Consider the following 22,908-nt stretch of genomic DNA (forward strand, 5'->3'; position numbering starts at 1 on the left):
CATTCGGAGCCCACCATGAAAACCACCACCCGCATCGCCACCGCCACCCTCGGACTCGCCGCCGCCACCGGCATCGCCCTCGGCGCCGCCGGCGCAGCCCACGCCGGCACCCTGCCGATCACCCGACCCGGCGAACCCACCGTCGCCATGACCATCACCAACCACACCGACAAGCCCGAATACCTCCAAGGCGCCAACGCCGACGGCGGCCAATGGGTCAACGCACCCCACCACATCCTCTACCCCGGAGCCACCGAAACCATCACCGCCACCGCACCCTTCACCAACCACCTCGACGTCAACGCCATCTACCGCATCGGCGCCTTCGGCCCCACCGCCAACTACCAACTCACCAACCACCCCCACAACGTCAACACCGCCATGAGCAGCATCTGGGGACCCCACGCCCAGAACCACTGGATGAACAACCACATCGACACCGGATACCCCCAGGTCAACGTCGGCTTCGACCAGTGGTGAACGACCGAGAACGCAGAATGCGTCGTGGGTACCGGTTTCCGGTACCCACGACGCATTCTGTGTGGGTCGTACCTCAGGGGCCGGCGGTGGCCCCCGTCAGTGGTGGCGACGTCGCCAGCACTTCGTTCTCCTCGTCGGTGAAAGTCCGTGCACGTGAGAGGAAACGAACCCCTTCCGGTGCCTCGAGACTGAATCCGGCACCGCGACCCTTCACGACGTCGAGGATCAACTGGGTGTGTTTCCACAGCTCGAACTGGTCACCGTTGATCCAGACCCGAACGGCCGGAATGGGTTCGGGTAATTCGATCTCGCCGACCAGCACATCCCGCTGGCCCACGCGATACTCCCCGACCGGATAACACATCGGGGCCGAGCCGTCACAGCACCCACCGGACTGGTGGATCATGAGGCCGCCGTGCAGCTCCGACAACTTGGTCAGGAGCTGCACGGCGGAGTCTGTGGCGACCACGCGATCAGGAACACTCTGCTCGGCGGTCATCGTCAATCACCTTCTCTTCGCTTGTGCATACACCCTTCGCGACCTCGGTCGCCAGACCCTTCGTGACGCGCCCTCCGCAAGCTCCGGGCGCTACTCAGGGAGCAGGGGTTATGCGCCTCTTTCGGATTGGCGAGCGATGCGAAGCCGACGCCCCTCTGCTGCCTGAGGAGGCCGGAGCTTGCGGAGGCCGTCACGAAGGGTCCTGGTGAGATGCGTCGCCAAACCTTTCGTGGGCTCGAAGGGTCAGAAGAAACCCTTGGCGCTCTGAGCGTAACCGACCAGGAGGTTCTTGGTCTGCTGGTAGTGCTCGAGCATCATGAGGTGGTTCTCGCGGCCGATACCGGACTGCTTGTAGCCGCCGAAGGCGGCGTGTGCCGGGTAGTCGTGGTAGGTGTTCGTCCACACCCGGCCGGCCTGGATCTCGCGGCCGGCCCGGTAGGCGGTCGCGCCGTCGCGGCTCCACACTCCGGCGCCGAGTCCGTAGAGGGTGTCGTTGGCGATGTGCATGGCGTCGGCGAAGTCCTTGAAGGTGGTGACTGCGAGGACCGGACCGAAGATCTCTTCCTGGAAGATCCGCATCTTGTTGTTGCCCTGGAAGACAGTCGGTTTGATGTAGAAGCCGCCGGCCAGGTCGCCGTCGAGCTCGGCTGCCTCGCCGCCGATCAGCACCTCGGCACCCTCGTCCTTGCCGATGGCGAGGTAGGAGGAGATCTTCTCGAACTGATCGTTCGAGGCCTGCGCGCCCATCATGGTGTCGGTGTCGAGGGGGTTGCCCTGCTTGATCTTTCCGACGCGGTCGACGGCCTTGGCGATGAACTCGTCGTAGATGTCCTGCTGGATCAGCGCGCGGCTGGGGCAGGTGCACACCTCGCCCTGGTTGAGCGCGAACATCGAGAAGCCTTCCAGCGCACGGTCGAGGAACCCGTCGTCGGCGGACATCACGTCGTTGAAGAAGATGTTGGGGCTCTTGCCACCGAGTTCGAGGGTGACCGGGATCAGGTTCTCCGACGCGTACTGCATGATGAGCCGGCCGGTGGTGGTCTCACCGGTGAACGCGATCTTGCGGATTCGGTTGCTCGAGGCGAGCGGCTTGCCCGCCTCGACGCCGAATCCGTTGACCACGTTGAGGACTCCGGCGGGCAGCAGGTCGCTGATGAGGCTGACCAGGTACAGGATCGACGCGGGAGTCTGCTCGGCGGGCTTGAGCACCACCGCGTTGCCCGCGGCAAGGGCGGGTGCCAGCTTCCACACGGCCATCAGGATCGGGAAGTTCCACGGGATGATCTGGCCGACGACGCCGAGCGGCTCGTGGAAGTGGTAGGCGACGGTGTCCTCGTCGACCTCGGAGATCGATCCCTCCTGGGCGCGCAGCGCGCCGGCGAAGTAGCGGAAGTGGTCGATGGCCAGCGGGAGGTCGGCGGCGAGGGTCTCGCGGACGGCCTTGCCGTTGTCCCAGGTCTCGGCGACGGCCAGCTTCTCGAGGTTCTCCTCCATGCGATCGGCGATGCGCAGCAGGGCCAGCGAGCGCTCGGCGACGGGGGTCTTGCCCCATCCGGGTGCGGCCTTGTGTGCGGCGTCGAGCGCGAGATCGATGTCCTCGGCGGTCGAGCGCGCCACCTCGCAGAACACCTTGCCGTCGACGGGCGACGGGTTCTCGAAGTACTGACCCTTCACCGGCGGGGTCCACTGTCCGCCGATCCAGTTGTCGTAACGCGACTCGTAGCTCATCACCGAGCCATCGGCACCCGGCTTTGCGAAGACGGTCATGGTTGCTCCTTGCGTGTGGGCCTCAGCTGAGGACGCTCTGCGGATGTCACACGGGACACCGATGGCGTCCGTTGTGATCTGTTGCACACTCTACGAGCGGGGTGGTTGCACGCGCGTTGCAACGTTGGCCAACTGCCGTTCACGCAGCGCAGACCGGTTACGCCCCGTACCTCTTGTCCAGGAGTCGGATGCGGCCGCCGACAACGGCACGGTCCGGGTCGCCGGTGGGCAGGCGATGTTCGAGGCGTCGCCAGGCGGCGAGGTCGTCGCGTCCGTGGGTCGACGACGTCCACCGCCGCAGGGCCGCGACGTCGCCGGTCGCGAAGAGCCGCGACCGCAGGTCCTCGCGGAGTTCCTCGAAGATGTCGACGATGCCCGGTGCGCTCGATTCGGCGAGCAGTCCGCCGCGGCCGAGGTCGTCGACGACCGACGCGAGGTCCGTGCCCGACGAGATGCGCGACCGGAGATCGTCGACGTCAGAGGTGATGTCGAGCGTGAGCCGGTAGGGCCGGCTCGCGACGACGTCGGCACCGAGGTCGCGGCGGAGTCGGGAGATCTCGGCCCGCACGGTGACCGGGTCGAGCCCGTCCTCGGCCAGCTTCAACGCGAGCTGCTCGGTGTTCAGACCCTCCGGAAATGCTTGCAGCAGAACGAGGATCTCGGCGTGCCGGCGCGACAGGGTGCGGGCGCCGGGCCCGTCGGCGGCGCGATGCCAGCGTCCCGGACCGTCACCGAGTACGGCGAGGTGGGCCGCGGCCCGCGGGCTCGCTGCCGGGTCGAAGGTGGCCGGGTCGGCGAGATCGACGGCGCCCGCCCGCAGTTCGCGCTCGACCGCGGCGACGACCGACCGGACCGCCGCCAGCGCGAACGGCGCCGCGACCTCGCGCCCGCCGGTCACGTCGATGACACCGATCACGTGCCCGGTCAGCGGATCGTGCACGGGCGCCGCCGCACAACTCCACTCCTGCACGGGTCCGGCGAAGTGCTCGGGCCCGACGACCTGGACGCTCCGATCGACGGCCAGTGCCAGTCCCGGGGCGTTGGTGCCGACGACCTCCTCGCTCCACACCGAGCCCTCGACGAAGTCGATGTGGCCGGCGCGATCGCGAGCGGCCGAGTCGCCCTCGATCCACAGCAGACGCCCGGACTGGTCGGTCAGTGCGACGACGACCCCCGTGTCGGCGATGGCGTCGACCATCAGGGACTGGACCAACGGCCGGACGGCGGTGATGGGATGCGCGGCGCGGTAGGCGGCGAACTCCGCAGGCGACATCGCGGAGGCACGATCGCCGTTCGGGGTCGCGTCGCTGGGGTCGACTCCGCCGGTCAGGGACCTCGCCCACGAGTCGCGGACGATCGATCGAACCGCATCGGCCGGCGGATTGCCGCCGGAGAGGAAGTCCTCGTACGCCCGGCGGATGCGCGTGGCCACCGAAGCCGCGTCCGTCATGCACCCTCCGTCGATTGCCCGATATGTCGACGATTCTGCCTGCCACGGTGTGATCTCGGCAACAACCACCGAGGTCGTCGTCGTCGCGCCCCGCTCGACGTACCCGGCCTAGCCGAACCGCGCGGAGAACGTCCGCGGGGTCAAACCGGTGACGGTCTTGAAGTCACGCACGAAGTGCGCCTCGTCGGCGTAGGACAGTTCCGCCGCGAGCGAGGCGAGCGTTCCCGACCGGTCGCGCAACCGCTCGGCCGCCTCGTGGAGCCGTCGACGTTGGATGAGCCACTTCGGGGTGAGACCGAGACGGCGCCGGGTCAGCCGCTGCAGGCTGCGTTCGGTGAGGTGAAATCGCTCGCAGATCTGCGCGACTGCCACGACCGACGAATCGGTTTCCACGTACTCCACGATCGCGTTGATCAGCCGGCCGTCGTCGTCGAGCGGCAGATACGACCGAAGCCAGTCCTCGACGCGGTCGGTCGCGGCCCGCTGCGTCGCCTCGACCCAGGGTTCGACGGCCATCACCGACCGCACCGACCGCTCGAGGTCGGTGCCCCGCTCACCGAAGACCTCGGAAAGTTCGGCATGCCGATCGGTCCATTTCCCGACGTCGCCGGTCAGCACTCCCCCGGCGCCCGGCGTGAGCATCACCCCGACTGCCCAACCGTCGCCGGTCAGCACCGTCTCCGACAACCCGGTCACCACGCCGTAGAAGCGGGCGTAGGTGTTGCTGACGACGATGAGACAGACGGGGTACTGCAGGACGCGCTGCGGCGCCTCCGCCCCGGGCGGGACCCACCACACCGGCACCCAGAAGCGGCGCACCAGTTCGTCCAGATCGGGGCTCGGCGCCCACCGTCCGATGCGAAAGCTCGCGTCCGACGGGTCGATGAGGTGCGCGCGCTCGACGTCGTCGAGCCGCGCCGGATTGTCGGGTTTCATCAATCACCGTCCCGTGGTCTCGCGGTTGACTCTCATCATGACCGCAATCAACGACACCTCACCATTGCTCGACCACTACGTCCGCCTCGCCGACGGCTTCGCCACCGTCCTCGACGCCGCGCCCGCCGGCACCTGGACCGCGGACTCGCCGTGCGAGGGATGGACCGGACGCGATGTCGTCGGCCACGTCATCGACACCCAGCGCGAGTTCTTCTCCCGCCACGACATCGATGCCGGACCGGCACCCTCCCTCGACGACCCGGCCGCCGCCTGGCACACCCACCGCGACACCGTCGCCGGACTGCTCGCCGACCCGACCGTCGGCGAGCGCACCTTCGACGGGCACTTCGGACCGACCACGATCGGCGAGACCCTCATCCGCTTCTACGGTTTCGACATGGTCGCCCACCGCTGGGACATCGCCCGCGCCGCCGGTGCCGAGCACCGCTTCAGCGACGACGAGCTGTCCGAGATGGAAGCCGCCGTCGACGGCTTCGGCGATGCGATCTACGCCGAAGGCGTGTGTCGCAAGGTCGAGATCCCGGCCGGCGCCGATCGTCAGGCGACGCTGCTCGCCCGTCTGGGTCGCGTCGCGTCCTGAGGTCCCTCTGCACCCTGCGGCGTGAGAGGTGCAAGCGACAGCCCCCGCCCCTGAGCCTGCGGAGGCGCACCACCCCCGCCCCCTGGGGAGCGCCGGAGCCTGCGGAGGCGCGTCACCCCCGCCCCCTGAGGAGCGCCGGAGCCTGCGGAGGCGCGTCACCCCCGCCCCCTGAGGAGCGCCGGAGCCTGCGGAGGCGCGTCACGAAGGGCCCGGCGACCGAGTCATCGGAACCCCTTCGCGACGCTCGCGTACTGGCCCCGTTTCGTGAAAGGGCAGACTTCAACTCGACTCCTGGACCTCGATCGAAGTCCATCGGTCGTTGAAGTCTGCCGGTGGCGAGCCCGAAGGGGCGGAATCCGTCTCACCAGGACCCTTCGTGACGCGTCCTCCGCAAGCTCCGGCCGCTCCTCAGGGAGCGAGCGAAATGACGCAGCGCAAGCTCGGGCCGCTCCTCAGGGAGCGAGCGAAATGACGCAGCGCAAGTTCCGGCCGCTCCTCAGGGAGCGCGGGGCGGGGCCTCGCCCGCAACTCAGGGAGCGGGGGCGGGCCTCGCGCGCAACTCAAACAGCGCGGGGCGGGGCCTAGCCCGCAACTCAGGGAGCGCGGGGCGGGGCCTCGCGCGCTACTGAGGGAGCGGGGGCGGGGCCCCGCATGCACCTAGGGAGCGGTGCGCAGAACTCACGGAATCCAGCCGTTGTGCCGCGGGTAGCGCGCGCGGAGGTGGCCGTAGACGTAGGTGCTCGCGAGCAGCGCGATGCCGGCACCGATCGACGGCCAGAGGAACGCGTTGTCGAGCGAATCGCGGACCGCCGCGACGGCCCAGCCGATCACGAACAGTACGAGCGCGATGGTCGCCAGAATGCGGATCACGAGCACGACGGTGGCGAGCACCGCCCACACCGCCTCACGCGCCCGCCCCGGACTTCCCGCCACGACGGTCATCGTAATGTCGGGCCGGGCCGCGGGCAGGCCTCGCGCGTCTCGCATTTGTCCCCACCGGTCGGCGCCGCATGGACAATGGTGGGATGAAGACCATCCTCAACGTCATCTGGCTCGTCCTGTGCGGACTGTGGATGGCGATCGGCTACGTCGTCGCCGGCATCATCTGCTGCATCCTGATCATCACGATCCCGTTCGGCATCGCCTCGTTCCGGATGGCGAGCTACGCGCTCTGGCCCTTCGGACGAACTGTCATCCGCAAGCCGACCGCGGGCGTCGCGTCGACCATCGGCAACGTCATCTGGATCATCGTGGCCGGTTTGTGGCTCGCGATCGGGCACATCACCACCGGCATCGCGATGTGCCTCACGATCATCGGCATCCCCCTCGGCATCGCTAGTTTCAAGATGGTGCCGGTGTCGCTTCTGCCCCTCGGCGCCGAGATCGTCCCGACCGATCAGCGGATGCCCGGCGGTACGCCTGTGCGGATGTGATCCGCCGAGCGTCGCGCTGACCTCCCGCGACCCATCCGTCACCGAACCCATCCGGGATGCCGATGGATCCGAACAGGTGGCATGACACTCGGGTCCCAGACTGACGTCGCGAGCGCGTGGCCCGGCACGGACGCGGCGCTGCCGCCGGTGGCGACGGCCTGCCTCTCGCCGTACGCGACCGACGCCCGACTCCACCGCGAGTCGTTCAGCCGACGGCCCGCATATCCCGGACACCAGCAGCGCACGTCATACTTCTTGCCGCAGCCCCGTTGCCTCCAGGCCCACGCGGAAACGTGACGCCCGCCCGCCGAGAGCGGCGTTCGGGGGGACAGCAACAGATCGTTCGACGACGGCAGGAGGCACGTGATGGCTGATCATCTCGATCCCGACGCTGCCGAATTGCTGGAGATGGCACCGCTGGTCGCGCTCGACGCACTGTCCGCCGACGAACTGCGCGACGTCCAGGCTCGGGTCGCGGCCGCGCCGAAGGATCTGCAGACCTTGTTCGACAAGCAGGTACGCGCGACCCGCGAGGCGCTGGCCGCGATGAGCAAGACGACGGCCACGCCGCCCCCGCCGACGCTCCGTGATCGCATCCTCTCCGCTGCGCGTGCCGACGAAGGTCTCGACGCGCCGGAGGTCGCCGGCCCGCGCGCCGAGGCGCCGACCGGGCCGGGATCGCCCCCGCCGCAGCAGCAATCCGCTCCCGCGGCGACCGACCCGAGCGTTCCCGCCCCCGTGGCGCCCACAGGCGAATCGGACGATCGCCGACGCCTGCCTCGCCGCTGGACGTATCTCGCCGCCGCGGCGGTGGCGGCCGTCGCCATCGGCGCCGCCGGGTGGGTCATGGGAGAGTCGAGCTCGCCGGAACCGGAGGTGCGCCCCCTCGCCTCACCGGCCGAACAGGTCTTCTCCGCGGAGGACCTGCGGTCGACGGGCGGCCCGGTAGCGACCGGAAATGTCACCGTCTATCTCGCCAAGTCGGCGGACACCGGTGTGTTGGTCATGGATTCGGTCCCGCCGCCCCAACCGGGGACCGTCTATCAGATGTGGCTCATCGGGCCCGGCGGCGCTCGCTCGGCCGGCACGATGACCGACAAGGACGTCGAACCGGTCACCACCGCGGTGCTGTCCGGGATCAACGACGCCTCGACGCTCGCATTCACCGTCGAACCGCCCGGCGGCTCGGACCAGCCGACCACGACTCCGGTCGCCCAGCTGTCGTTGCTCTGAGCATCTCGCCGAAAACCACCCTGTGGAACCGGACACGCGACGCATCGTAGGCTGTCCGTTTCCTACGGGTGGATTTCGGACTCACTTCAACAGCGCGCGAATCGTCTCGATGCTGTCGGCCTGCTCGGGGGTCTTGTCCGGGCGGTAGCGCACCACACGCGCGAAGCGAAGCGCGACCCCGCCCGGATACCTCGAACTCCGTTGCGCGCCATCGAGTTCGATTTCGACGACGATCTCCGGACGCAGGTACACCGTGTACGAGTCCCGGTGCGTCTCGTGCTTCGGGAACTCCTCGGTCTGCCAGCGAAGGAGCTCGTCCGTCAGGCCCTTGAACGTCTTGCCGACCATCACGAGCTCGCCCGTCTGGGGATCGCGGGCGCCGAGATGCAGATTCGACAGCCACCCCGACCGCCGGCCCGAGCCCCATTCGGCACCGAGCACCACCAGATCGAACGTGTGCGTCGGTTTGACCTTCTGCCAAGCCTTTCCGCGGCGACCCGCCACATACAGGCCGTCGAGCGACTTCACCATCACACCCTCGTGACCGTCGGCCATCGCGGCGTCGAAGTGGCTGCGGGCCTCCTCGACGCTCGGCCGGGTCACGGCGGGGATACGCAACTGCGGCGCAATCGAGTCGATCGCCGCGAGCCGCTCGGACAGCGGGCGGTCGATGAGGTCGACGCCGTCGAGATGCAGGCAGTCGAAGAAGAACGGCTTGAGCAGGCGTTCGGGTTCACCGGCCGCGGTGGGCCCGGAGCCGAAACGGCTCATGGTGTCCTGGAATGATCGCGGGCGCCCGTCGTCGGAGAGCATCAGCGTCTCGCCGTCGAGAATGACCGAGTCGCAGGGCAGGGAGGCGATCACCGAGACGAGGTCGGGGACGTTCGCCGTCACGTCGCGCAACGTGCGGGTGAACACCGAGATCTCGGTCCCCTTGCGGTGCACCTGGATTCGGGCACCGTCGAGCTTGTAGTCGACGACGAGGTCGGGCCCGAGGAGCGCAAGCGCGGAGTCGAGGTCGTCGGCGGGTGTCGCGAGCATCGGTTCGACGGCGCGTCCGACCTCCAGGCCGACCCCCGCCAGCGACTCCGCGCCGAACCGGGCCAGCGCGGCGGTGACCGGCAGCGAACCGGTCAGCATGTTCGCGCGGCGCACCAGAGCCAGATCCTGGCCGGTGACCTTCGCGATGGCGTCGGTCATGACACCGGCCAGCGCCCCCTGCCGCAATTCACCGGTGAGCAGTGCCACGAGGAACTTCTGCTCGGACTCGGTCGACGCGGCGAACAACGACGCGATGATCTCGCCGCGCCGCTTCGTCGAACCCGGACCCGACGCGGACGCGAGCGCGCCGAGCGCGGCGTCGACGGCAGCGACCTCGAGGGTCGGCGAATCGGCCGGTGGTGCCATCAGTTTGAACAGGGACCGCCACCCGACGCCGAGCCGGCCCTGCGGGATCTCACCCGACAGCCAGGCGACGACGACCGGCAGTTCCTCGTCGGTCGCCTGGGAGAGCGCGTCGGCGAGCACCGTCGTCTTACGGATCCGCGACCGGTCTCGAGCGACATCCGCGGAGGTCTCGACGACGTCGATCAACCTCATGTCGTCTCACCCGGTGCCGGACGCGCATTCACCTGTCCGACGGTACGCCGAGCCCCCGACAATCCGTCCGGACTCAGACCTCGGTGAGGTCGACGGACTTGGTCTCGCGGACGCTGAGCAGGGCGATCATCGTGGCGCAGGCGGCGACCGCGAGGTACACGCCCACCCAGCCGACGCCGTAGTCGGCGACGATCCACGTGGCGATGAACGGCGCCACGGCGGCGCCGAGGATCGACGCCACGTTGTAGGCCACGCCCGAACCCGTGTAGCGCACGTTGGTCGGGAAGAGCTCGGGCAGGATCGCGCTCATCGGCCCGAAGGTGAGACCCATCAGCGTCATTCCGAGGATCAGGAAGAACAGCATCATGCCGTCGGTCATCGACGCCGGGTCGAGCAGCCACTGGAAGCACAGCCCGAAGACGATGATCGCCGCGGTGATCACGATGAGGAAGGCGCGGCGGCCATACCGGTCGGCGAGGCGACCCGAGATCGGCACGCACGCGGCGAAGAAGAGGACCGCGACGAGCTGCAGCTGCAGGAAGTCGACGTAGCTGATGGAGAGCTTGACGCCCGATTCGTCGGTCACCTTGCCGGTGCCGTAGGAGATCACCCAGGTGGTCACGATGTAGAACAGCGTGTACGTCGCGACCATGATGAACGTGCCCGCTATGAGCGGACGCCAGCTGGTCTTGACGACCTCGGCCAGCGGCGCCTTGACCTTCTTGCCGTCGGCGACGGCCTTCGCGAAGACCGGTGTCTCGGTGAGCTTCAGTCGGACATACAGTCCGACGGCCACCATGATGGCGCTGGCCAGGAACGGGATTCGCCAGCCCCAGGTCATGAAGGCGTGGTCGGGGTCGGCGGTCGCGGCATCGAAATCGAGGGCGAGCATCAGCAGCAGGAAGGTGCCGTTGGCGAAGAAGAACCCGATCGGCGCGCCCAGCTGCGGCCACATCGCGGCCCACGCCCGTTTGCCCTTCTCAGCCGTCTCCGTGGCGAGAAGCGCTGCGCCCGACCACTCCCCGCCGAGCCCGAGGCCCTGGCAGAACCGCATCAGCGCCAGCAGCGCGGGCGCGAGATAGCCGACGGAGTCGTAGGTGGGCAGCAGGCCGATGACGAAGGTCGCGATGCCCATGGTGAGCAGCGACCCGACCAACGTCGCTTTTCGTCCGATGCGATCGCCGAAGTGCCCGAACAAGATCGAGCCGATGGGCCGCGCCACGAACGCGAGACCGAAGGTCGCGAACGACGACAGCAGCGCCGCGGTGTCGTCCCCCTTGGGGAAGAACAGCACCGGGAACACGAGGACCGCGGCCGTGGCATAGATGTAGAAGTCGAAGAACTCGATGCTCGTCCCGATCATCGACGCGACCACGATGCGGCTACGGGGCACCGGCGCCTGATCGGGATGGTCGATGTTGCGGACCGCGGAATCGCTCATTGGCGCGACGTTACGCTTGCGGGCCGGCAGCCAGGTTTCGACCCCTGAGAAAACCCTGAGCGGAGGTCTGGACGATGCCGGGTGCATATGGGCCCCGGGATCGGCGTCAGACAGGGCCGACCTCATCGATCGGTGGCGGAAGCCGGGGACACGGCGGGGTGGGTTGTCAGCCCGGAAACCGTGGGTCCGCCGGACGCCCGCTTCGGCCTACCAGCGCGTGCGAAAGCGTGTGTCGACGCGACAGTCGACTCAGGCCCCGGCCGCGAGTACAGAGCCGACACGGGTCAGGGCGCGCGCCACGTCGCGAGGCGCCTGTAATTGCAGACCGTGACCGACATTCGGGAGTTCGGCGACGACGCAGTCGGGTCGCACTCGGGTGATCGCTGCGAGATCGGCGTCTGTGAGCAGACCACCAGCGTCGGGATCCGCGCGCAGGACACCGAGCGGTATCGCGCGGTGGCTTCCGAGATCTCGCGGATCCAGGGTCGCGTACGTGTCGTCGAAACGATTCAACACGGCATCGATGAAGTCGGGATCGTGCGCGGCGAGAGACTGTGCCATCTCGACCAGATATGGATGACGGTCCCCGAACATCTCGCCCAACGAGGTCCCGGACGGACCTGCAGCAGTGGCGAACAGACCGTCGTAGACGGTGTCCGGATCGGAGGATCGCGCGAGCGTCATCCACCTCTCGGTCATCGTCCTGTTCTGGGCGTGGTGCTCGTGCATGCGCGTACGTGTCATCGGCGCGTCACCGATGATGAACGCGCGCAGGAGCTCAGGCCGACTGGCCATCACACGAGCAACGACATGAGCGCCGTGTGAATGACCGAAGACCACCGCAGGGCCGTCGAGAACCTCGGCAAGAGCATCGGCGAGGACCGCGGCCGTATCGTCGAGTGAATAGGCCCCGGTCATCCATCGGGAACCGCCGTGCCCAGGAAGGTCGACCGCGACGCACCGCCAGCTGTCGCCCAGATGCTCGTGGGCGGTCGTGAACCATTGCCGACGACCCGAACCTCCGTGTACCAGAACCAATGTCGGCCCGCTCCCGGTCACCTCGAACGAGAGTCCCGCAGCGGAGCCCTCCGAATGCTCTCCCATTGTCATCTCCTCCTCGAACCGCCGGGCCCACCGCGAGAGCTGATCATGATCCGTCGATTCGCGGCAACCGAATTCCAGGCGGGCGGATCGAGCTTCCGCTCGGTCGTGGCCGGGGTGGCATCTCGCCGGACATTGCACTGTATTGACGCTGCGGCCGGCATCCGGCCGACCTGGTCGCTATGGGCGACGCCCTGACCGGAACTCGCCGCGGAGCGTCTTCGAGGCGAGTCGCGACCTCGCTGCGCCAGTTGCCGTCCGAACCCGGTCTGGGTTGCGACCCATGCTGTTCAAACCCGTGACCGGAGCTTCGCAGGTTCTTTTCGGAGGCTAGGGCAGCACGGAGTCGACGTACCCGCCGTCAACCCGTAGCGCCCCGCCGGTGGTCGCCGAGGCCAAGGGCGAGGCGAGGTAGGTGACCATGTTGGCGATCTCCTCGGGCTCGATGAGTCGCTGAATCAACGACTGCGGGCGGTGCTTACGCATGAACTCACGTTGGGCCTCCTCCCACGGCAGTTCCTTGTCGACGAGCTGATAGACGAAGTCCTCGACCCCCGCGGTGTGGGTGGGGCCGGCTATGACGGAATTGACCGTGACCCCCGAGCCCGCGGCGTCCTTCGCGAAGCCGCGCGACAGGGCCAGCAGTGCGGTCTTGGACACCCCGTAGTGGATCATCTCCTCGGGAATGACGATCGCCGAGTCGCTGGCGATCTGCAGTACGCGACCCCAGCCGTGCTCGACCATTGCGGGCAGATACAAACGGATGAGGCGGGCTGCCGCCAGGACGTTGACGTCGAAATAGGTTCGCCATTGCTCATCGGTGATCTCACGAGCCGCAACGGCTCCGAAGATGCCCAGGTTGTTGACCAGGATGTCGACGTCCGGGTGCTGTTCGTGGACTGTCTGTGCGCCATCGGCGGTCGCGATGTCAGCGGCCACACCGGTGATGTCCCCGTCGAGCCTCGCCACGGCGTCGTTCACCTTGTCGCGGCTTCGGCCGTTGATCACCACCCGCGCACCGCTGGACGCCAGGCCCTCGGCGATGGCGAGCCCGATCCCCTGCGTCGAGCCGGTGACGAGTGCAGTCTTTCCAGTCAGATCGATCTTCACAATCGAGTACTACCCGATTCCGGACCGAGATCATTCCCCATCCCGGTGTCCATGCCTGATGCCCTGCACAAACTGGTGAACGCGGAGGCGTCGCACGAGCATCATCCGGCAGGTCGTAGCAGCGCTGCGATCAGGGTGGTTCGCACCCATTCTTCGAACTCGTCGTAGGTGAAACCGGCGGTGACGACGAGCTGTTCGTGCGTGTGCGGGCTCGCGATGACCCACGCGGTGTCGCCCGCGGTGTCGGGGGTCAGACCGGGACGCAGATCTTCGGCGGGAATCGAGGCGACGATGGATCGGATACTCAGGCGCCGGATGTTCATCAGTGCTTGCCAGTCCTCGGCGGCTTCGGGATCGACCGCGGCCGCCTGGGCGTAGGTCTGCCAACCGAGAGCTGCGCGTTCGGCGAGCGAACGGAACTGACGAACCGCGTAGGCGATCAGCGCACGCGAATCCACGCCCGTGGCAGCAACATCACCGACATCCGACATCGGCAAGTTCTCGCTGGTCAATGCCCCGGGCTGGTCACCGAGTACCTGCGATTCCATCATGCCCCGCAGCAAGCCCCGCTTGTTTCCCCACGCCGAATACAAGCTCTGCACGGACACGTCCGCGCGCTCGGCGATCTTCGACACCGTCGCAGCGACGTAACCGTGCTCGGCGAAAACCTCGATGGCGGCAGCGAGAACGCGGCGTCGGGTCTCGGCGCGCGTGACCGCCCCCGCTTCCCGCTGCCGGGTGGACCTCCGCGACGCTCTCTCCTCGCTGCTCTTGCTCATGTCTCCAGTGTATGCCATTCTTTGGAATGTCATTCCAAACCTTTAGAACAGCATTCCAAAAGATCCGCAGCCTGCGGTTCATCCTCTGAAGGGCGCCATCATGGCCATCTCATCACCCACCACCGATCGACCTGTGAACACGCGCGCGGTCATGGTCGTCGTATGCCTCGCGCTCGCGGCGGTGGTCGCCGCGATGTCCTCGCTGAACGTCGCACTGCCCGACATCGCCCGGTCCACCGGGGCGAGCCAGACCCAGCTGTCGTGGATCATCGACGCCTACTCGCTGATCTTCGCCTCTTTGCTGCTGCCGGCCGGTGCGATCGGCGATCGATACGGCAGGCGTAGGACGCTCATCGCCGGTCTCGCCATCTTCGGCGCGGGCTCCATCGTTGCCATGACGGCCGGTTCACCGGGCGAGCTGATCGCGTTGCGCGGCGTGTTGGGCCTCGGCGCAGCACTGGTGATGCCGGCGACCCTGTCGACGATCACCAGCACTTTCCCGCCGCAGAAGCGGACCCAAGCAGTCAGCATCTGGGCCGGGGTGGCCGGCGGCAGCGCGATCCTCGGCCTGCTGACCTCCGGCATCCTCCTCGAGTTCTTCTCGTGGCGTTCGGTATTCGGACTCAACGTCGCCTTGGCCGCAGTGGCGATCGTCGCCGCATGGCGGATCGTTCCCGAATCCGCCGATCCTGACGCACCCCGACTCGACCTCGGCGGCGCGCTGCTGTCGATCGCGGGCCTGGCCACCCTGGTGTACGCGATCATCGAAGCCCCGGAGGCGGGATGGCTGTCGGGCCAGACACTGATCGGGATCGTCGGCGCGTTCGTCATCCTCGCCATGTTCGTCGCCTTCGAACTCCGCCAGAAGGCCCCGATGCTCGATCCCCGGATCTTCGGCCACCGCGGACTCAGCGCGGGCAGCCTGTCCATCTTCATGCAGTTCTTCGCCTTCTTCGGCTTCATCTTCGTGGTGCTGCAGTACCTGCAGCTCGTTCGGGGCGACTCTGCCTTGATGTCGGCGATCTCGATGCTTCCGATGGCGGCGGTGATGATGCCCGCGGCCCGATTGTCACCGAAGCTTGCCGCCATGTTCGGCACCCGCGTGGTGTGCGTGACCGGGCTGGTGATGGTGGCGATCGGCCTGGCGGTGCTCGCCCAGCTCGGCACGGACAGTTCGTACTGGCTGGTCGTCACCGGTCTGCTGCCCTTGGGATTCGGAATGGGCGCGGCGATGACACCGGCAACAAGCGCCATCACCGGGGCCTTGCCGTCACAGCAGCAAGGTGTCGCCTCGGCGATGAACGACCTCTCACGGGAGGTCGGCGGAGCACTCGGCATCGCTGTCCTCGGCAGCCTGCTCACCGCGGGCTACCGCAACGCGCTCGAGTTGCCCGGCGTACCAGCGGAGCTGGTCGACAGAGCCCGCGATTCGTTCGCCGGGGCGTCCCATGTCGGCGGGCAGATCGCCGCACACGCCGACACCGCCTTCAGCAGCGGGATGCACGTGTCGCTTCTGGTGGCCTCAGGCGCGGTGCTCGCCGCCGCCATCGCCGTCGGGATCCTGTTGCCGCAGCACACCGACCACGATGACCTCGCCGGCTCGGACGGCAACGACGCCATACCCAGGAGCAACCATGTCTGACAACGACATTCCCGCCCGCAATGTAGCCGTGGTGCTCTACGACGGCTTCGAACTCCTGGACGTGTTCGGGCCGGTCGAGATCCTCAGCGTGCTACCCGAACACTTCCAGATCACGATGGTTTCCGCAGAATCAGGTCTGATCGCGAGTTCCCAGGGAACCAGAGTCGAGACAACCCACAGCCTGTCGGGTCCTGAGGCAGACATCGTGCTGGTGCCCGGCGGCATCGGTTGGCTCACCATGGTGGAGGACACCGACTTCCTCGACCAGCTCCGCGCCTATGCCTCCGGCGCGAAGCTCGTGACCTCGGTGTGCACCGGCTCGGCGATCCTCGCGGCGGCCGGACTGCTGGACGGCTACCGGGCGACGTCGAACAAGAGATCGTTCGATCACGTTGCGCAGTACGGTAAGTCGGTGTCGTGGCAACGTCGGGCCCGATGGGTGCACGACCGCGACCGCTGGACATCGTCGGGAGTCTCCGCCGGCATCGACATGACCGCCGCCTTGATCGGTGACCTCGTCGGCGAAGAACTCGCCCAGCATGCGGCCCGGGTCATCGAGTTCGAACCCCACACCGATCCGCACAACGACGCCTTCGCCGACTGAACGACGGCACACCCCACAGCGTCCGGTACATCGGACACCAGCCGCCGGAGCGCCCTACGCCGACCGGCCCGACCCAGCGGCGACAGAGAGCGACGAGAGAGTAGTAGAGAATGACCAGCAGCTCCGAGAGCGGCTTCGCGACCTACGTGCACGCGATCGAGGACCGGCTCCGACGCGACCTCGCCCGCGAGGTCCTGTCCGACGAGCGCCGGCGTTACACCGGCCGCGATCTCCTCGATCTCGTGGGCAGGTTCGCCGCAGCGCTCCACCGCCACGGCATCGATCACGGGCATCGTGTCGCGCTCGTCGCGCCGGTGACCGGGGAGGCGATCGCGGTGCGGTACGCCGCCGCACTCCTCGGTGCGGTCACGGTGTACTGCCCCGACGCCGGGTCGCCCGAACGATTGCAGGTGTTCCTGTCCCGCATCGACGCGGACGTCGTCGTCGTCTTCCCCGAGACCGCGGCGGCCGTCGGGGCGTCGTCCCCCGCGACCGTCCTCGCGGTCGGGCCGGTTGCCGACGTGGTCGATCTGCTGACCGCCGGGGACACCTCTTTCGACGCGCCGGGATCGGTGCCCATCTCGCCGCAGGACGACTGCGTTCTGGTGGCCACCGGCGGGACGACCGGTGTGTCCAAGGCGAGCGTCCGAACCCACGCGGAGTACCGGCGGCTGGTCGACCTCGGACCGACACCGGGCCGGCGTCAACTGGTGTGTACTCCGTTGGCCTACATCGCGCAGACCCTCGTCGACACGGTTCTCCTCGGCGGCGGGCGAGTTCACCTACAGAACGGGTTCGCGCCGTCGGCGGTCCTGCGGACGATCACCGACGCGCGCATCACGCACCTCGCCCTCGTGGAACCGCTGCTCGTCGATCTGCTCGACAGCGACGACCTCCCGGATGCCGACCTGTCCTCGGTGGTCGGGATCAGCCACGTCGGTGCCGATGCTGCGGCGTCGTTGCGGCGCCGACTGGTGCGGCGAGCGGGCCGCCCGATACTCGTGAACCCCTACGGCGCCAGCGAATTCGGCGTGGTGAGCATGCTCGCGGGCACTGACTACGTCGTCGACTCACCACATCTCGGCACGTCGGGACGACCGCTGCCGACGACCGAGGTGCGGATCCGCACCGATGAGGGACTAGCCTGCGCACCGCTCGAGGAGGGGGTCATCCATGTACGGACGCCTGCGCAGGCCCACGGGTACAGCGTGGCGCCACCGCATTCCGGCTTCACCGACGACGGGTGGTTCGTCACCGGCGACGTCGGAGTGATCGATCACGACGGATATCTGCTCGTACGAGGACGCGCCGCCGACCGTCGGTTCGTCGGCGCGCAGTCGGTGCTCCCGGTCGACATCCAGGAGGCCCTGTGCGCCCAACCGGAGGTTCGCTACGCCGTCGCGGTACCCGCGCCCGGTACGGTCGACCCGGTCTTCGGCGCGGTCGTCGTGCTCGACCCGGCCGCCTCGCTGACCGTCGACGACCTCGACGCGCGGTTGCGGACGACCGTCCCGGACACCGTCGAGATGACATACGCGATCGTCGACACGATCCCTGCCACCGAACAAGGAAAGCCGAACCGGCCGTTGATCACCTCACACCTGTTCGACATATGAGACGGATAGACCGATCGAGCCACGACACGTCCCGTGGACCCCTGGAGTCTGAACAATTCCACCGCCGGTAGCCGGCCGAGGAAGTGCCCTGTCGCCTGTCAGCTACCGCGTTTGATCCACTCTTCGAGATGAGGGGCTTCGTCACCGACAGTCGTGCCGTCGCCGTGTCCGGTGTAGACCTTGGTCTCCGGGTCGAGGGTGAAGATCTTCTCGGTGATCGAGGCGATGATCGTCGGAAAACTCGAGTACGAGCGGCCTGTTGCGCCGGGCCCGCCCTGGAACAGGGTGTCGCCGGAGAACAGCACCTTCGCCTCGGGCAGGTGGATCACCGACGAGCCCGGCGAGTGGCCCGGGGTGTTGATGATCGTCAGCTCGGTCCCCGCGACCCCGATCTTCTGGCCGTCCTCGAGATCCTGGTGCGCGACATCGGGATGAGTGTCGTTCCACAGCATGTCGTCGCCGGGGTGCAGCAGGATCGGCGCTCCGGTGGCCTGCGACAGTTCCGGGGCAACGGTGACGTGGTCGTTGTGCCCGTGGGTGAGCACGATCGCCTTGACCGTGCGGTTGCCGACGCCGGCGAGGATCGGCTGCGCGGAGTGCGCGGCGTCGATGATGATGACCTCGTCGTCGTCGCCGACCAGCCACACATTGTTGTCGACGTCCCAGGTGCCGCCGTCGAGACTGAAGGTGCCCGAGGTGACGACGTTGTCGATACGCAACTCGCCGCTCACAGCTCGACCACCGATCGCAGCACCTTGCCGGCCTCCATCGCCGAGAACGCGGCCTCCACATCATTGATGCCGATGCGCTCGGTGACGAACTTGTCCAGCGGCAGACGACCCTGCTCGTAGAGATCGATCAGCATCGGGAAGTCACGCTCGGGCAGGCAGTCGCCGTACCACGACGACTTCAATGCACCACCGCGGGAGAAGAAGTCGACCAGCGGCATCTCCAAGGTCATCTCCGGGGTCGGCACACCGACCAGCACGACGACCCCGGCAAGATCGCGCGCGTAGAAGGCCTGCTTGTAGGTCTCCGGGCGGCCGACCGCATCGATCACGACGTCGGCGCCGTTGCCGTCGGTCAGTTCCTGCACCGCGGCGATCACATCGTCGACCTTCGAGCCGTCGATGGTGTGGGTGGCACCGAGATCGGTGGCCCATTCCAGCTTCGACGCATCGCGGTCGATCGCGATGATCGTCGTCGCACCGGCCAACCGGGCGCCGGCGATCGCGGCATCACCGACACCGCCGCACCCGATGACCGCGACCGAGTCGCCGCGGCCGACGTTGCCGGTGTTCATCGCCGCACCGATACCGGCCATCACACCGCAGCCGAGCAACCCGGCCACCGCCGGGTCGGTGTCTGGATTGACCTTGGTGCACTGCAATTCGTGGATGAGGGTCTTCTCGGCAAACGCACCGATGCCCAGCGCCGGGGTCAGTTCGGTGCCGTCGGTCAGGGTCATCGGGACGCTGGCGTTGAAAGTGTCGAAGCAGTACCACGGACGGCCCCGCTTACACGCCCGACACTGCCCGCACACCGCCCGCCAGTTCAGGACGACGAAGTCGCCGACCTCGACGTGGGTGACATCGGAACCGACCGACTCGACCACACCCGCGGCCTCGTGGCCGAGCAGGAACGGATACTCGTCGTTGATGCCGCCCTCGCGGTAGGCCAGGTCCGTGTGGCAGACACCGCACGCCTTGATCGCCACCACCACATCACGCGCACCCGGGTCCGGGATCACCACATCCACGACCTCTGTCGGCGCCTTCTTACTGCGCGAGATGACTCCCTTGACTGTCTGCGACATACGTTGTTCCTTCCGCAACTGCGTTGTTCGTGGTACGGGTGCGACGTGTGCTGCGAGTGCGGCGACGCATGGGTGACGTCGCCGGAACACATCGCCACAACCTTATCGGTACCGACCAAAGCTGACTACTCAGAGTAGTCGTCGTCTACTGTGATTATCCAGGCGCCCGTTCGGACGTAACCGTAGACCGACGAACCGCACACCCGCGCCGGGTTCGGTCATCGTGAACACAGCGTCGATCCGTCCACCCCGATCCCGTTGTTTGACCACCGACGCATCTGGCAACCCTGGTGCGGACACCGCTCATCTCCACCACGAGGAGGTAGACCATGGCAGAGAACAAGAAGGACCCTGGACCTTCGGTCAAGGACGACGAGCTCTACGAGAAGCTGCGCGACGAGGGCAACTCGAAGGAGAAGTCCGCCCGGATCGCCAACGCCGCGGCCAACAGCTCACGGTCGGACGTCGGCAAGAGCGGCGGCAAGTCCGGGTCCTACGAGGACTGGACGGTCGACGAGCTCAAGGACCGCGCCAAGGAACTCGACCTCTCGGGTTACTCCGACCTGAAGAAGGACGAGCTCATCGAGAAACTGCGGGACCACTGAGACCCGTCTGCTCGGAGAACAGCGAAGCCGCCGACCCGAGGGGTCGGCGGCTTCGCTGTGCACAGGGACGGTGCCGGTCAGTGCGCCTCTCGGCAAACAGGCCGCTCGAAGCGGCAAAAGGGTGGGACCCGGGGCATTGAGTCCGTCACCGTCGCGGGGTACAACTACGACCCCGCTCGGGATATTCCGGCCCTTCCGACGTGACCTGCCCGACACCCACCGATGAGGCCGACCGGCCGGTCATCGGACCAGCCCGACCCGCTGGAACGCGGTCAGCGCCGTCTCGCCGGTGTTCCACAGCCCGGTCACGTCACCGCGTGCCCGAGCAGCGGTCGCCGGATCCTGGAGCGCGAGTCCGTTGCGGAACGTCAGCACGTTGTATCCGACGTCGGCGGCCCGCAGCATCGGCCCGGTCGCCCGGCCGGCTCCCACGACGCGGTCGAGGCCCTCACCGACCACGTAGAACCGGAAGATCGGTCCGAGGTTGACGCCGTATTCGCGGAGTGTCGCGGTGACGATCGAATTTCCATGTGCGGCAATGGAGTCGACGATGAAGAAGAAATCCCGCGCATTCGCCGTCGTGGCCCGGGCGTCGGCGGTCGCATAGGCGAGGTCGACGGTGATGTGCGCGTTGTAACCGGCCATCGCGACCCGTTGGCCGGGGACGGCGCAATCATCGGCCATGTCGAAATAGTGCCGCCACTGGGGTGCGACCGGTCCGCCGCCGAATTCGCCTCGCACGGCGTCGAGGAACCGGTTGAGGAGTTCGAGGCTGATGACCGGGGCCCACCGCGGGGTCTGGAAGACGCGCGGGTTGTTCTGCAGCGGCATCACCGCGTCGCGTTCCACCGCGGCCAGCCCGAGGGCGAACAATCCGCGCCGGTCGCGGCGGTCGGTGAGGATGTCGACGATCCCGTACAGCTTGTCGACGTTTCGTCGCAGCTGCATGAGAGGGAGGTCCTTCGAATCCCGATCGTAGGTACTGAGTTCGACGATCCGCTCGCGGTCGGCAGGCCGGAGATCGGTGCCACATGTCTCGGCGGGTGCCGCCGTCGACGTTGCCGGCGTAGCGACGACGAGTGTTCCGATGAGGCCGAGGGCCAGCAGTGCCGCTGAGAGTGCTCGCATGGGACCCGGTGATACCCATCTGCGCGCGGATCAACCCCTCCGACCGGGGACGCGAGACCCTTCGTGACGCGCCCTCCGCAAGCTCCGGGCGCTCCTCAGGGAGCAGGGGTTGGTCGCCGCCCTCCGCAAGCTCCGGGCGCTCCTCAGGGAGCAGGGGTTGGTCGCCGCCCTCCACAAGCTCCGGGCGCTCCTCAGGGCCAGGGGACGCGTCAGGGCAGCAGACCGGCGCTGCGGGCGGTCACCACGGCTTCCAGCCGCGACGACGCCCCGAGCTTGCGCATCGCATCCTTCATGTAGCCCTTCACCGTGTACACGGTGACCCCGAGGGTCTCCGCGATACGGGCGTTCGAGTAACCCAGTGCGGCAAGGGAGATCACGTCCTGCTCCCGGCCGGTCAGTTCCACCTGTGTCTTCGATGCCGGGCTCGCGGCGATCAGGGCCTCGGTGATCGAAGCGAGTTCGTCGGCGAGCCGGGCGTCGTCGACCGTCTCGGCCAGCGACCGAAGCCGCGCGTAGGCCGCGGTCATCCGGTCGCGCATCTCCGCCTCGTCCTGGGCGGCGTGCTCGAGCCGGGCGCGGGACGCGACGATCTCGTGTTCGACGGTGCGGGCCTCCATCGCGAGGACGTCGAGCATCCGCCCGCCGATCGGGTCCGGGGTGTGCAGCGCGCCGTAGAGCACCGCCACGGGCGTCCGATCGACGATGACCGGAGCGGCCATCATGGCGCGCAACCCTTCCCGCTCGATGATCGTGTTGTAGCGATGGGTGATCCGTGGCGTGCAGAGGTAGTCGTCGACGACCATCGGGCGGTTCAGCGAGACGACCTTGCCGCCCAGCCCGTGCCCGACGTCGACCGACACCCCGTTCAACGCGCCCACGGTCGTACCGGCGAAATGCTGTAGACGCAGGTTCGACGGTCCGTTCAGGACACCCGCGAAGGCCAGTGGCACCCCACTGGACTTGCGCACCCGACGCAACGCCTCGGTGACGATCCCGCTCAGTGGCTCGGGCATCTCACCTCACTTCTCCCCCTCTTCCGAGGGTGTTCCTGGGGCCGGTCGCGGAGGA

General features: G+C 67.6%; 22 protein-coding genes. 8 read left to right on the forward strand and 14 right to left on the reverse strand.

The genetic code is table 11. The annotated features are described in order from the left end of the window. Nucleotides 1-15: 15 nt before the first annotated feature. The gene (locus tag ACFVHY_RS04400; RefSeq protein WP_390268895.1) at nucleotides 16-480 is read left to right on the forward strand and encodes a hypothetical protein; all 465 of its coding nucleotides are present in this window, start codon (nucleotides 16-18) and stop codon (nucleotides 478-480) included. Nucleotides 481-553: 73 nt separating this feature from the next. On the opposite strand, the gene ACFVHY_RS04405 is transcribed toward ACFVHY_RS04400, so the two are convergent. From ACFVHY_RS04405 to ACFVHY_RS04420, 4 genes are all read right to left on the reverse strand, one after another. After that, nucleotides 554-979, reverse strand: coding sequence for a DUF779 domain-containing protein (locus tag ACFVHY_RS04405; RefSeq protein WP_078111934.1), 426 nt, complete (start codon nucleotides 977-979; stop codon nucleotides 554-556). A 243-nt stretch (nucleotides 980-1,222) separates the two neighbouring features. Then, nucleotides 1,223-2,746 carry an aldehyde dehydrogenase family protein gene (locus ACFVHY_RS04410; RefSeq protein ID WP_390268898.1) on the reverse strand — a complete coding sequence of 508 codons (1,524 nt, stop codon included), beginning with the start codon at nucleotides 2,744-2,746 and terminating at the stop codon, nucleotides 1,223-1,225. A 157-nt stretch (nucleotides 2,747-2,903) separates the two neighbouring features. Then, on the reverse strand, nucleotides 2,904-4,196 hold the full coding sequence (locus tag ACFVHY_RS04415) for a GAF domain-containing protein (protein ID WP_390268901.1): 1,293 nt from the start codon (nucleotides 4,194-4,196) through the stop codon (nucleotides 2,904-2,906). 108 nt (nucleotides 4,197-4,304) lie between these two features. After that, nucleotides 4,305-5,132 (reverse strand): helix-turn-helix domain-containing protein, encoded by an 828-nt coding sequence (locus ACFVHY_RS04420; RefSeq protein ID WP_390268904.1) that lies wholly within the window; start codon nucleotides 5,130-5,132, stop codon nucleotides 4,305-4,307. Between the two features lie 37 nt (nucleotides 5,133-5,169). Between ACFVHY_RS04420 and ACFVHY_RS04425 the strand changes: the two genes are divergently transcribed. Further along, nucleotides 5,170-5,733 (forward strand): maleylpyruvate isomerase family mycothiol-dependent enzyme, encoded by a 564-nt coding sequence (locus tag ACFVHY_RS04425; RefSeq protein WP_390268907.1) that lies wholly within the window; start codon nucleotides 5,170-5,172, stop codon nucleotides 5,731-5,733. A gap of 678 nt (nucleotides 5,734-6,411) precedes the next feature. Here ACFVHY_RS04425 and ACFVHY_RS04430 read toward each other — a convergent pair. Further along, nucleotides 6,412-6,666: a hypothetical protein gene (locus ACFVHY_RS04430; RefSeq protein WP_231742593.1), complete on the reverse strand. Its 255-nt coding sequence runs from the start codon at nucleotides 6,664-6,666 to the stop codon at nucleotides 6,412-6,414. 92 nt (nucleotides 6,667-6,758) lie between these two features. On the opposite strand from ACFVHY_RS04430, the gene ACFVHY_RS04435 reads away from it, so the two are divergent. Continuing rightward, complete coding sequence (locus ACFVHY_RS04435) at nucleotides 6,759-7,166, forward strand: YccF domain-containing protein (RefSeq protein ID WP_058253395.1); 408 nt, start codon at nucleotides 6,759-6,761, stop codon at nucleotides 7,164-7,166. A gap of 366 nt (nucleotides 7,167-7,532) precedes the next feature. Next, nucleotides 7,533-8,399, forward strand: a complete 867-nt coding sequence (locus ACFVHY_RS04440; protein ID WP_390268911.1) for an anti-sigma factor — start codon at nucleotides 7,533-7,535, stop codon at nucleotides 8,397-8,399. An 81-nt stretch (nucleotides 8,400-8,480) separates the two neighbouring features. Here ACFVHY_RS04440 and ACFVHY_RS04445 read toward each other — a convergent pair whose 3' ends face one another. The 5 genes from ACFVHY_RS04445 to ACFVHY_RS04465 form a co-directional block, all read right to left on the reverse strand. Further along, a complete protein-coding gene (locus ACFVHY_RS04445) occupies nucleotides 8,481-9,998 on the reverse strand; it encodes an ATP-dependent DNA ligase (protein WP_390268914.1) in 1,518 nt (505 codons plus the stop codon). A gap of 73 nt (nucleotides 9,999-10,071) precedes the next feature. Beyond that, the gene (locus ACFVHY_RS04450) at nucleotides 10,072-11,439 is read right to left on the reverse strand and encodes an MFS transporter (protein WP_065631324.1); all 1,368 of its coding nucleotides are present in this window, start codon (nucleotides 11,437-11,439) and stop codon (nucleotides 10,072-10,074) included. A gap of 249 nt (nucleotides 11,440-11,688) precedes the next feature. Then, nucleotides 11,689-12,543 (reverse strand): alpha/beta fold hydrolase, encoded by an 855-nt coding sequence (locus ACFVHY_RS04455; RefSeq protein ID WP_390268917.1) that lies wholly within the window; start codon nucleotides 12,541-12,543, stop codon nucleotides 11,689-11,691. A 327-nt stretch (nucleotides 12,544-12,870) separates the two neighbouring features. Next, entirely contained in the window at nucleotides 12,871-13,650 is a 780-nt protein-coding gene (locus tag ACFVHY_RS04460; protein WP_390268920.1) for an SDR family NAD(P)-dependent oxidoreductase, read from the reverse strand. Nucleotides 13,651-13,751: 101 nt separating this feature from the next. After that, complete coding sequence (locus tag ACFVHY_RS04465) at nucleotides 13,752-14,429, reverse strand: TetR/AcrR family transcriptional regulator (protein WP_390268923.1); 678 nt, start codon at nucleotides 14,427-14,429, stop codon at nucleotides 13,752-13,754. A 100-nt stretch (nucleotides 14,430-14,529) separates the two neighbouring features. Here ACFVHY_RS04465 and ACFVHY_RS04470 point away from each other — a divergent pair, with 100 nt between their 5' ends. The 3 genes from ACFVHY_RS04470 (at nucleotide 14,530) to ACFVHY_RS04480 (ending at nucleotide 18,291) form a co-directional block, all read left to right on the forward strand. Next, on the forward strand, nucleotides 14,530-16,071 hold the full coding sequence (locus ACFVHY_RS04470; protein WP_390268926.1) for an MFS transporter: 1,542 nt from the start codon (nucleotides 14,530-14,532) through the stop codon (nucleotides 16,069-16,071). Beyond that, nucleotides 16,064-16,675, forward strand: coding sequence for a DJ-1/PfpI family protein (locus tag ACFVHY_RS04475; RefSeq protein ID WP_390268929.1), 612 nt, complete (start codon nucleotides 16,064-16,066; stop codon nucleotides 16,673-16,675). Before ACFVHY_RS04470 ends, ACFVHY_RS04475 begins: the two co-directional genes overlap by 8 nt. A gap of 110 nt (nucleotides 16,676-16,785) precedes the next feature. Continuing rightward, complete coding sequence (locus ACFVHY_RS04480) at nucleotides 16,786-18,291, forward strand: class I adenylate-forming enzyme family protein (protein ID WP_390268932.1); 1,506 nt, start codon at nucleotides 16,786-16,788, stop codon at nucleotides 18,289-18,291. A gap of 98 nt (nucleotides 18,292-18,389) precedes the next feature. Here the strand turns inward: ACFVHY_RS04480 and ACFVHY_RS04485 are convergent, their stop codons facing one another. Both ACFVHY_RS04485 and ACFVHY_RS04490 read right to left on the reverse strand, forming a co-directional pair. Continuing rightward, nucleotides 18,390-19,022 carry an MBL fold metallo-hydrolase gene (locus ACFVHY_RS04485; protein WP_058253400.1) on the reverse strand — a complete coding sequence of 211 codons (633 nt, stop codon included), beginning with the start codon at nucleotides 19,020-19,022 and terminating at the stop codon, nucleotides 18,390-18,392. Further along, nucleotides 19,019-20,107, reverse strand: coding sequence for an S-(hydroxymethyl)mycothiol dehydrogenase (locus ACFVHY_RS04490; RefSeq protein ID WP_239403106.1), 1,089 nt, complete (start codon nucleotides 20,105-20,107; stop codon nucleotides 19,019-19,021). The genes ACFVHY_RS04485 and ACFVHY_RS04490 overlap by 4 nt, the downstream gene beginning before the upstream one ends. 329 nt (nucleotides 20,108-20,436) lie before the next feature. Here ACFVHY_RS04490 and ACFVHY_RS04495 point away from each other — a divergent pair, with 329 nt between their 5' ends. Next, a complete protein-coding gene (locus ACFVHY_RS04495) occupies nucleotides 20,437-20,712 on the forward strand; it encodes a Rho termination factor N-terminal domain-containing protein (RefSeq protein WP_137810972.1) in 276 nt (91 codons plus the stop codon). A 240-nt stretch (nucleotides 20,713-20,952) separates the two neighbouring features. On the opposite strand, the gene ACFVHY_RS04500 is transcribed toward ACFVHY_RS04495, so the two are convergent. Beyond that, the gene (locus tag ACFVHY_RS04500; RefSeq protein WP_390268937.1) at nucleotides 20,953-21,840 is read right to left on the reverse strand and encodes a DUF5995 family protein; all 888 of its coding nucleotides are present in this window, start codon (nucleotides 21,838-21,840) and stop codon (nucleotides 20,953-20,955) included. A 209-nt stretch (nucleotides 21,841-22,049) separates the two neighbouring features. Continuing rightward, on the reverse strand, nucleotides 22,050-22,853 hold the full coding sequence (locus ACFVHY_RS04505; protein WP_390268940.1) for a LuxR C-terminal-related transcriptional regulator: 804 nt from the start codon (nucleotides 22,851-22,853) through the stop codon (nucleotides 22,050-22,052). Between the last annotated feature and the right edge of the window lie 55 nt (nucleotides 22,854-22,908).

The sequence above is a fragment of the Gordonia sp. NPDC127522 genome, from assembly GCF_042672305.1.
Taxonomy (GTDB): Bacteria; Actinomycetota; Actinomycetes; order Mycobacteriales; family Mycobacteriaceae; genus Gordonia; species Gordonia hongkongensis.

Bases quoted from the DNA above. Each gene is read 5' to 3' on its own strand.
- ACFVHY_RS04400 (WP_390268895.1), top strand. From the start codon at position 16: ATGAAAACCACCACCCGCATCGCCACCGCCACCCTCGGACTCGCCGCC.
- ACFVHY_RS04405 (WP_078111934.1), bottom strand. From the start codon at position 979: ATGACCGCCGAGCAGAGTGTTCCTGATCGCGTGGTCGCCACAGACTCC.
- ACFVHY_RS04410 (WP_390268898.1), bottom strand. From the start codon at position 2,746: ATGACCGTCTTCGCAAAGCCGGGTGCCGATGGCTCGGTGATGAGCTAC.
- ACFVHY_RS04415 (WP_390268901.1), bottom strand. From the start codon at position 4,196: ATGACGGACGCGGCTTCGGTGGCCACGCGCATCCGCCGGGCGTACGAG.
- ACFVHY_RS04420 (WP_390268904.1), bottom strand. From the start codon at position 5,132: ATGAAACCCGACAATCCGGCGCGGCTCGACGACGTCGAGCGCGCGCAC.
- ACFVHY_RS04425 (WP_390268907.1), top strand. From the start codon at position 5,170: ATGACCGCAATCAACGACACCTCACCATTGCTCGACCACTACGTCCGC.
- ACFVHY_RS04435 (WP_058253395.1), top strand. From the start codon at position 6,759: ATGAAGACCATCCTCAACGTCATCTGGCTCGTCCTGTGCGGACTGTGG.
- ACFVHY_RS04440 (WP_390268911.1), top strand. From the start codon at position 7,533: ATGGCTGATCATCTCGATCCCGACGCTGCCGAATTGCTGGAGATGGCA.
- ACFVHY_RS04445 (WP_390268914.1), bottom strand. From the start codon at position 9,998: ATGAGGTTGATCGACGTCGTCGAGACCTCCGCGGATGTCGCTCGAGAC.
- ACFVHY_RS04450 (WP_065631324.1), bottom strand. From the start codon at position 11,439: ATGAGCGATTCCGCGGTCCGCAACATCGACCATCCCGATCAGGCGCCG.
- ACFVHY_RS04455 (WP_390268917.1), bottom strand. From the start codon at position 12,543: ATGGGAGAGCATTCGGAGGGCTCCGCTGCGGGACTCTCGTTCGAGGTG.
- ACFVHY_RS04465 (WP_390268923.1), bottom strand. From the start codon at position 14,429: ATGAGCAAGAGCAGCGAGGAGAGAGCGTCGCGGAGGTCCACCCGGCAG.
- ACFVHY_RS04470 (WP_390268926.1), top strand. From the start codon at position 14,530: ATGGCCATCTCATCACCCACCACCGATCGACCTGTGAACACGCGCGCG.
- ACFVHY_RS04475 (WP_390268929.1), top strand. From the start codon at position 16,064: ATGTCTGACAACGACATTCCCGCCCGCAATGTAGCCGTGGTGCTCTAC.
- ACFVHY_RS04480 (WP_390268932.1), top strand. From the start codon at position 16,786: ATGACCAGCAGCTCCGAGAGCGGCTTCGCGACCTACGTGCACGCGATC.
- ACFVHY_RS04490 (WP_239403106.1), bottom strand. From the start codon at position 20,107: ATGTCGCAGACAGTCAAGGGAGTCATCTCGCGCAGTAAGAAGGCGCCG.
- ACFVHY_RS04495 (WP_137810972.1), top strand. From the start codon at position 20,437: ATGGCAGAGAACAAGAAGGACCCTGGACCTTCGGTCAAGGACGACGAG.
- ACFVHY_RS04500 (WP_390268937.1), bottom strand. From the start codon at position 21,840: ATGCGAGCACTCTCAGCGGCACTGCTGGCCCTCGGCCTCATCGGAACA.
- ACFVHY_RS04505 (WP_390268940.1), bottom strand. From the start codon at position 22,853: ATGCCCGAGCCACTGAGCGGGATCGTCACCGAGGCGTTGCGTCGGGTG.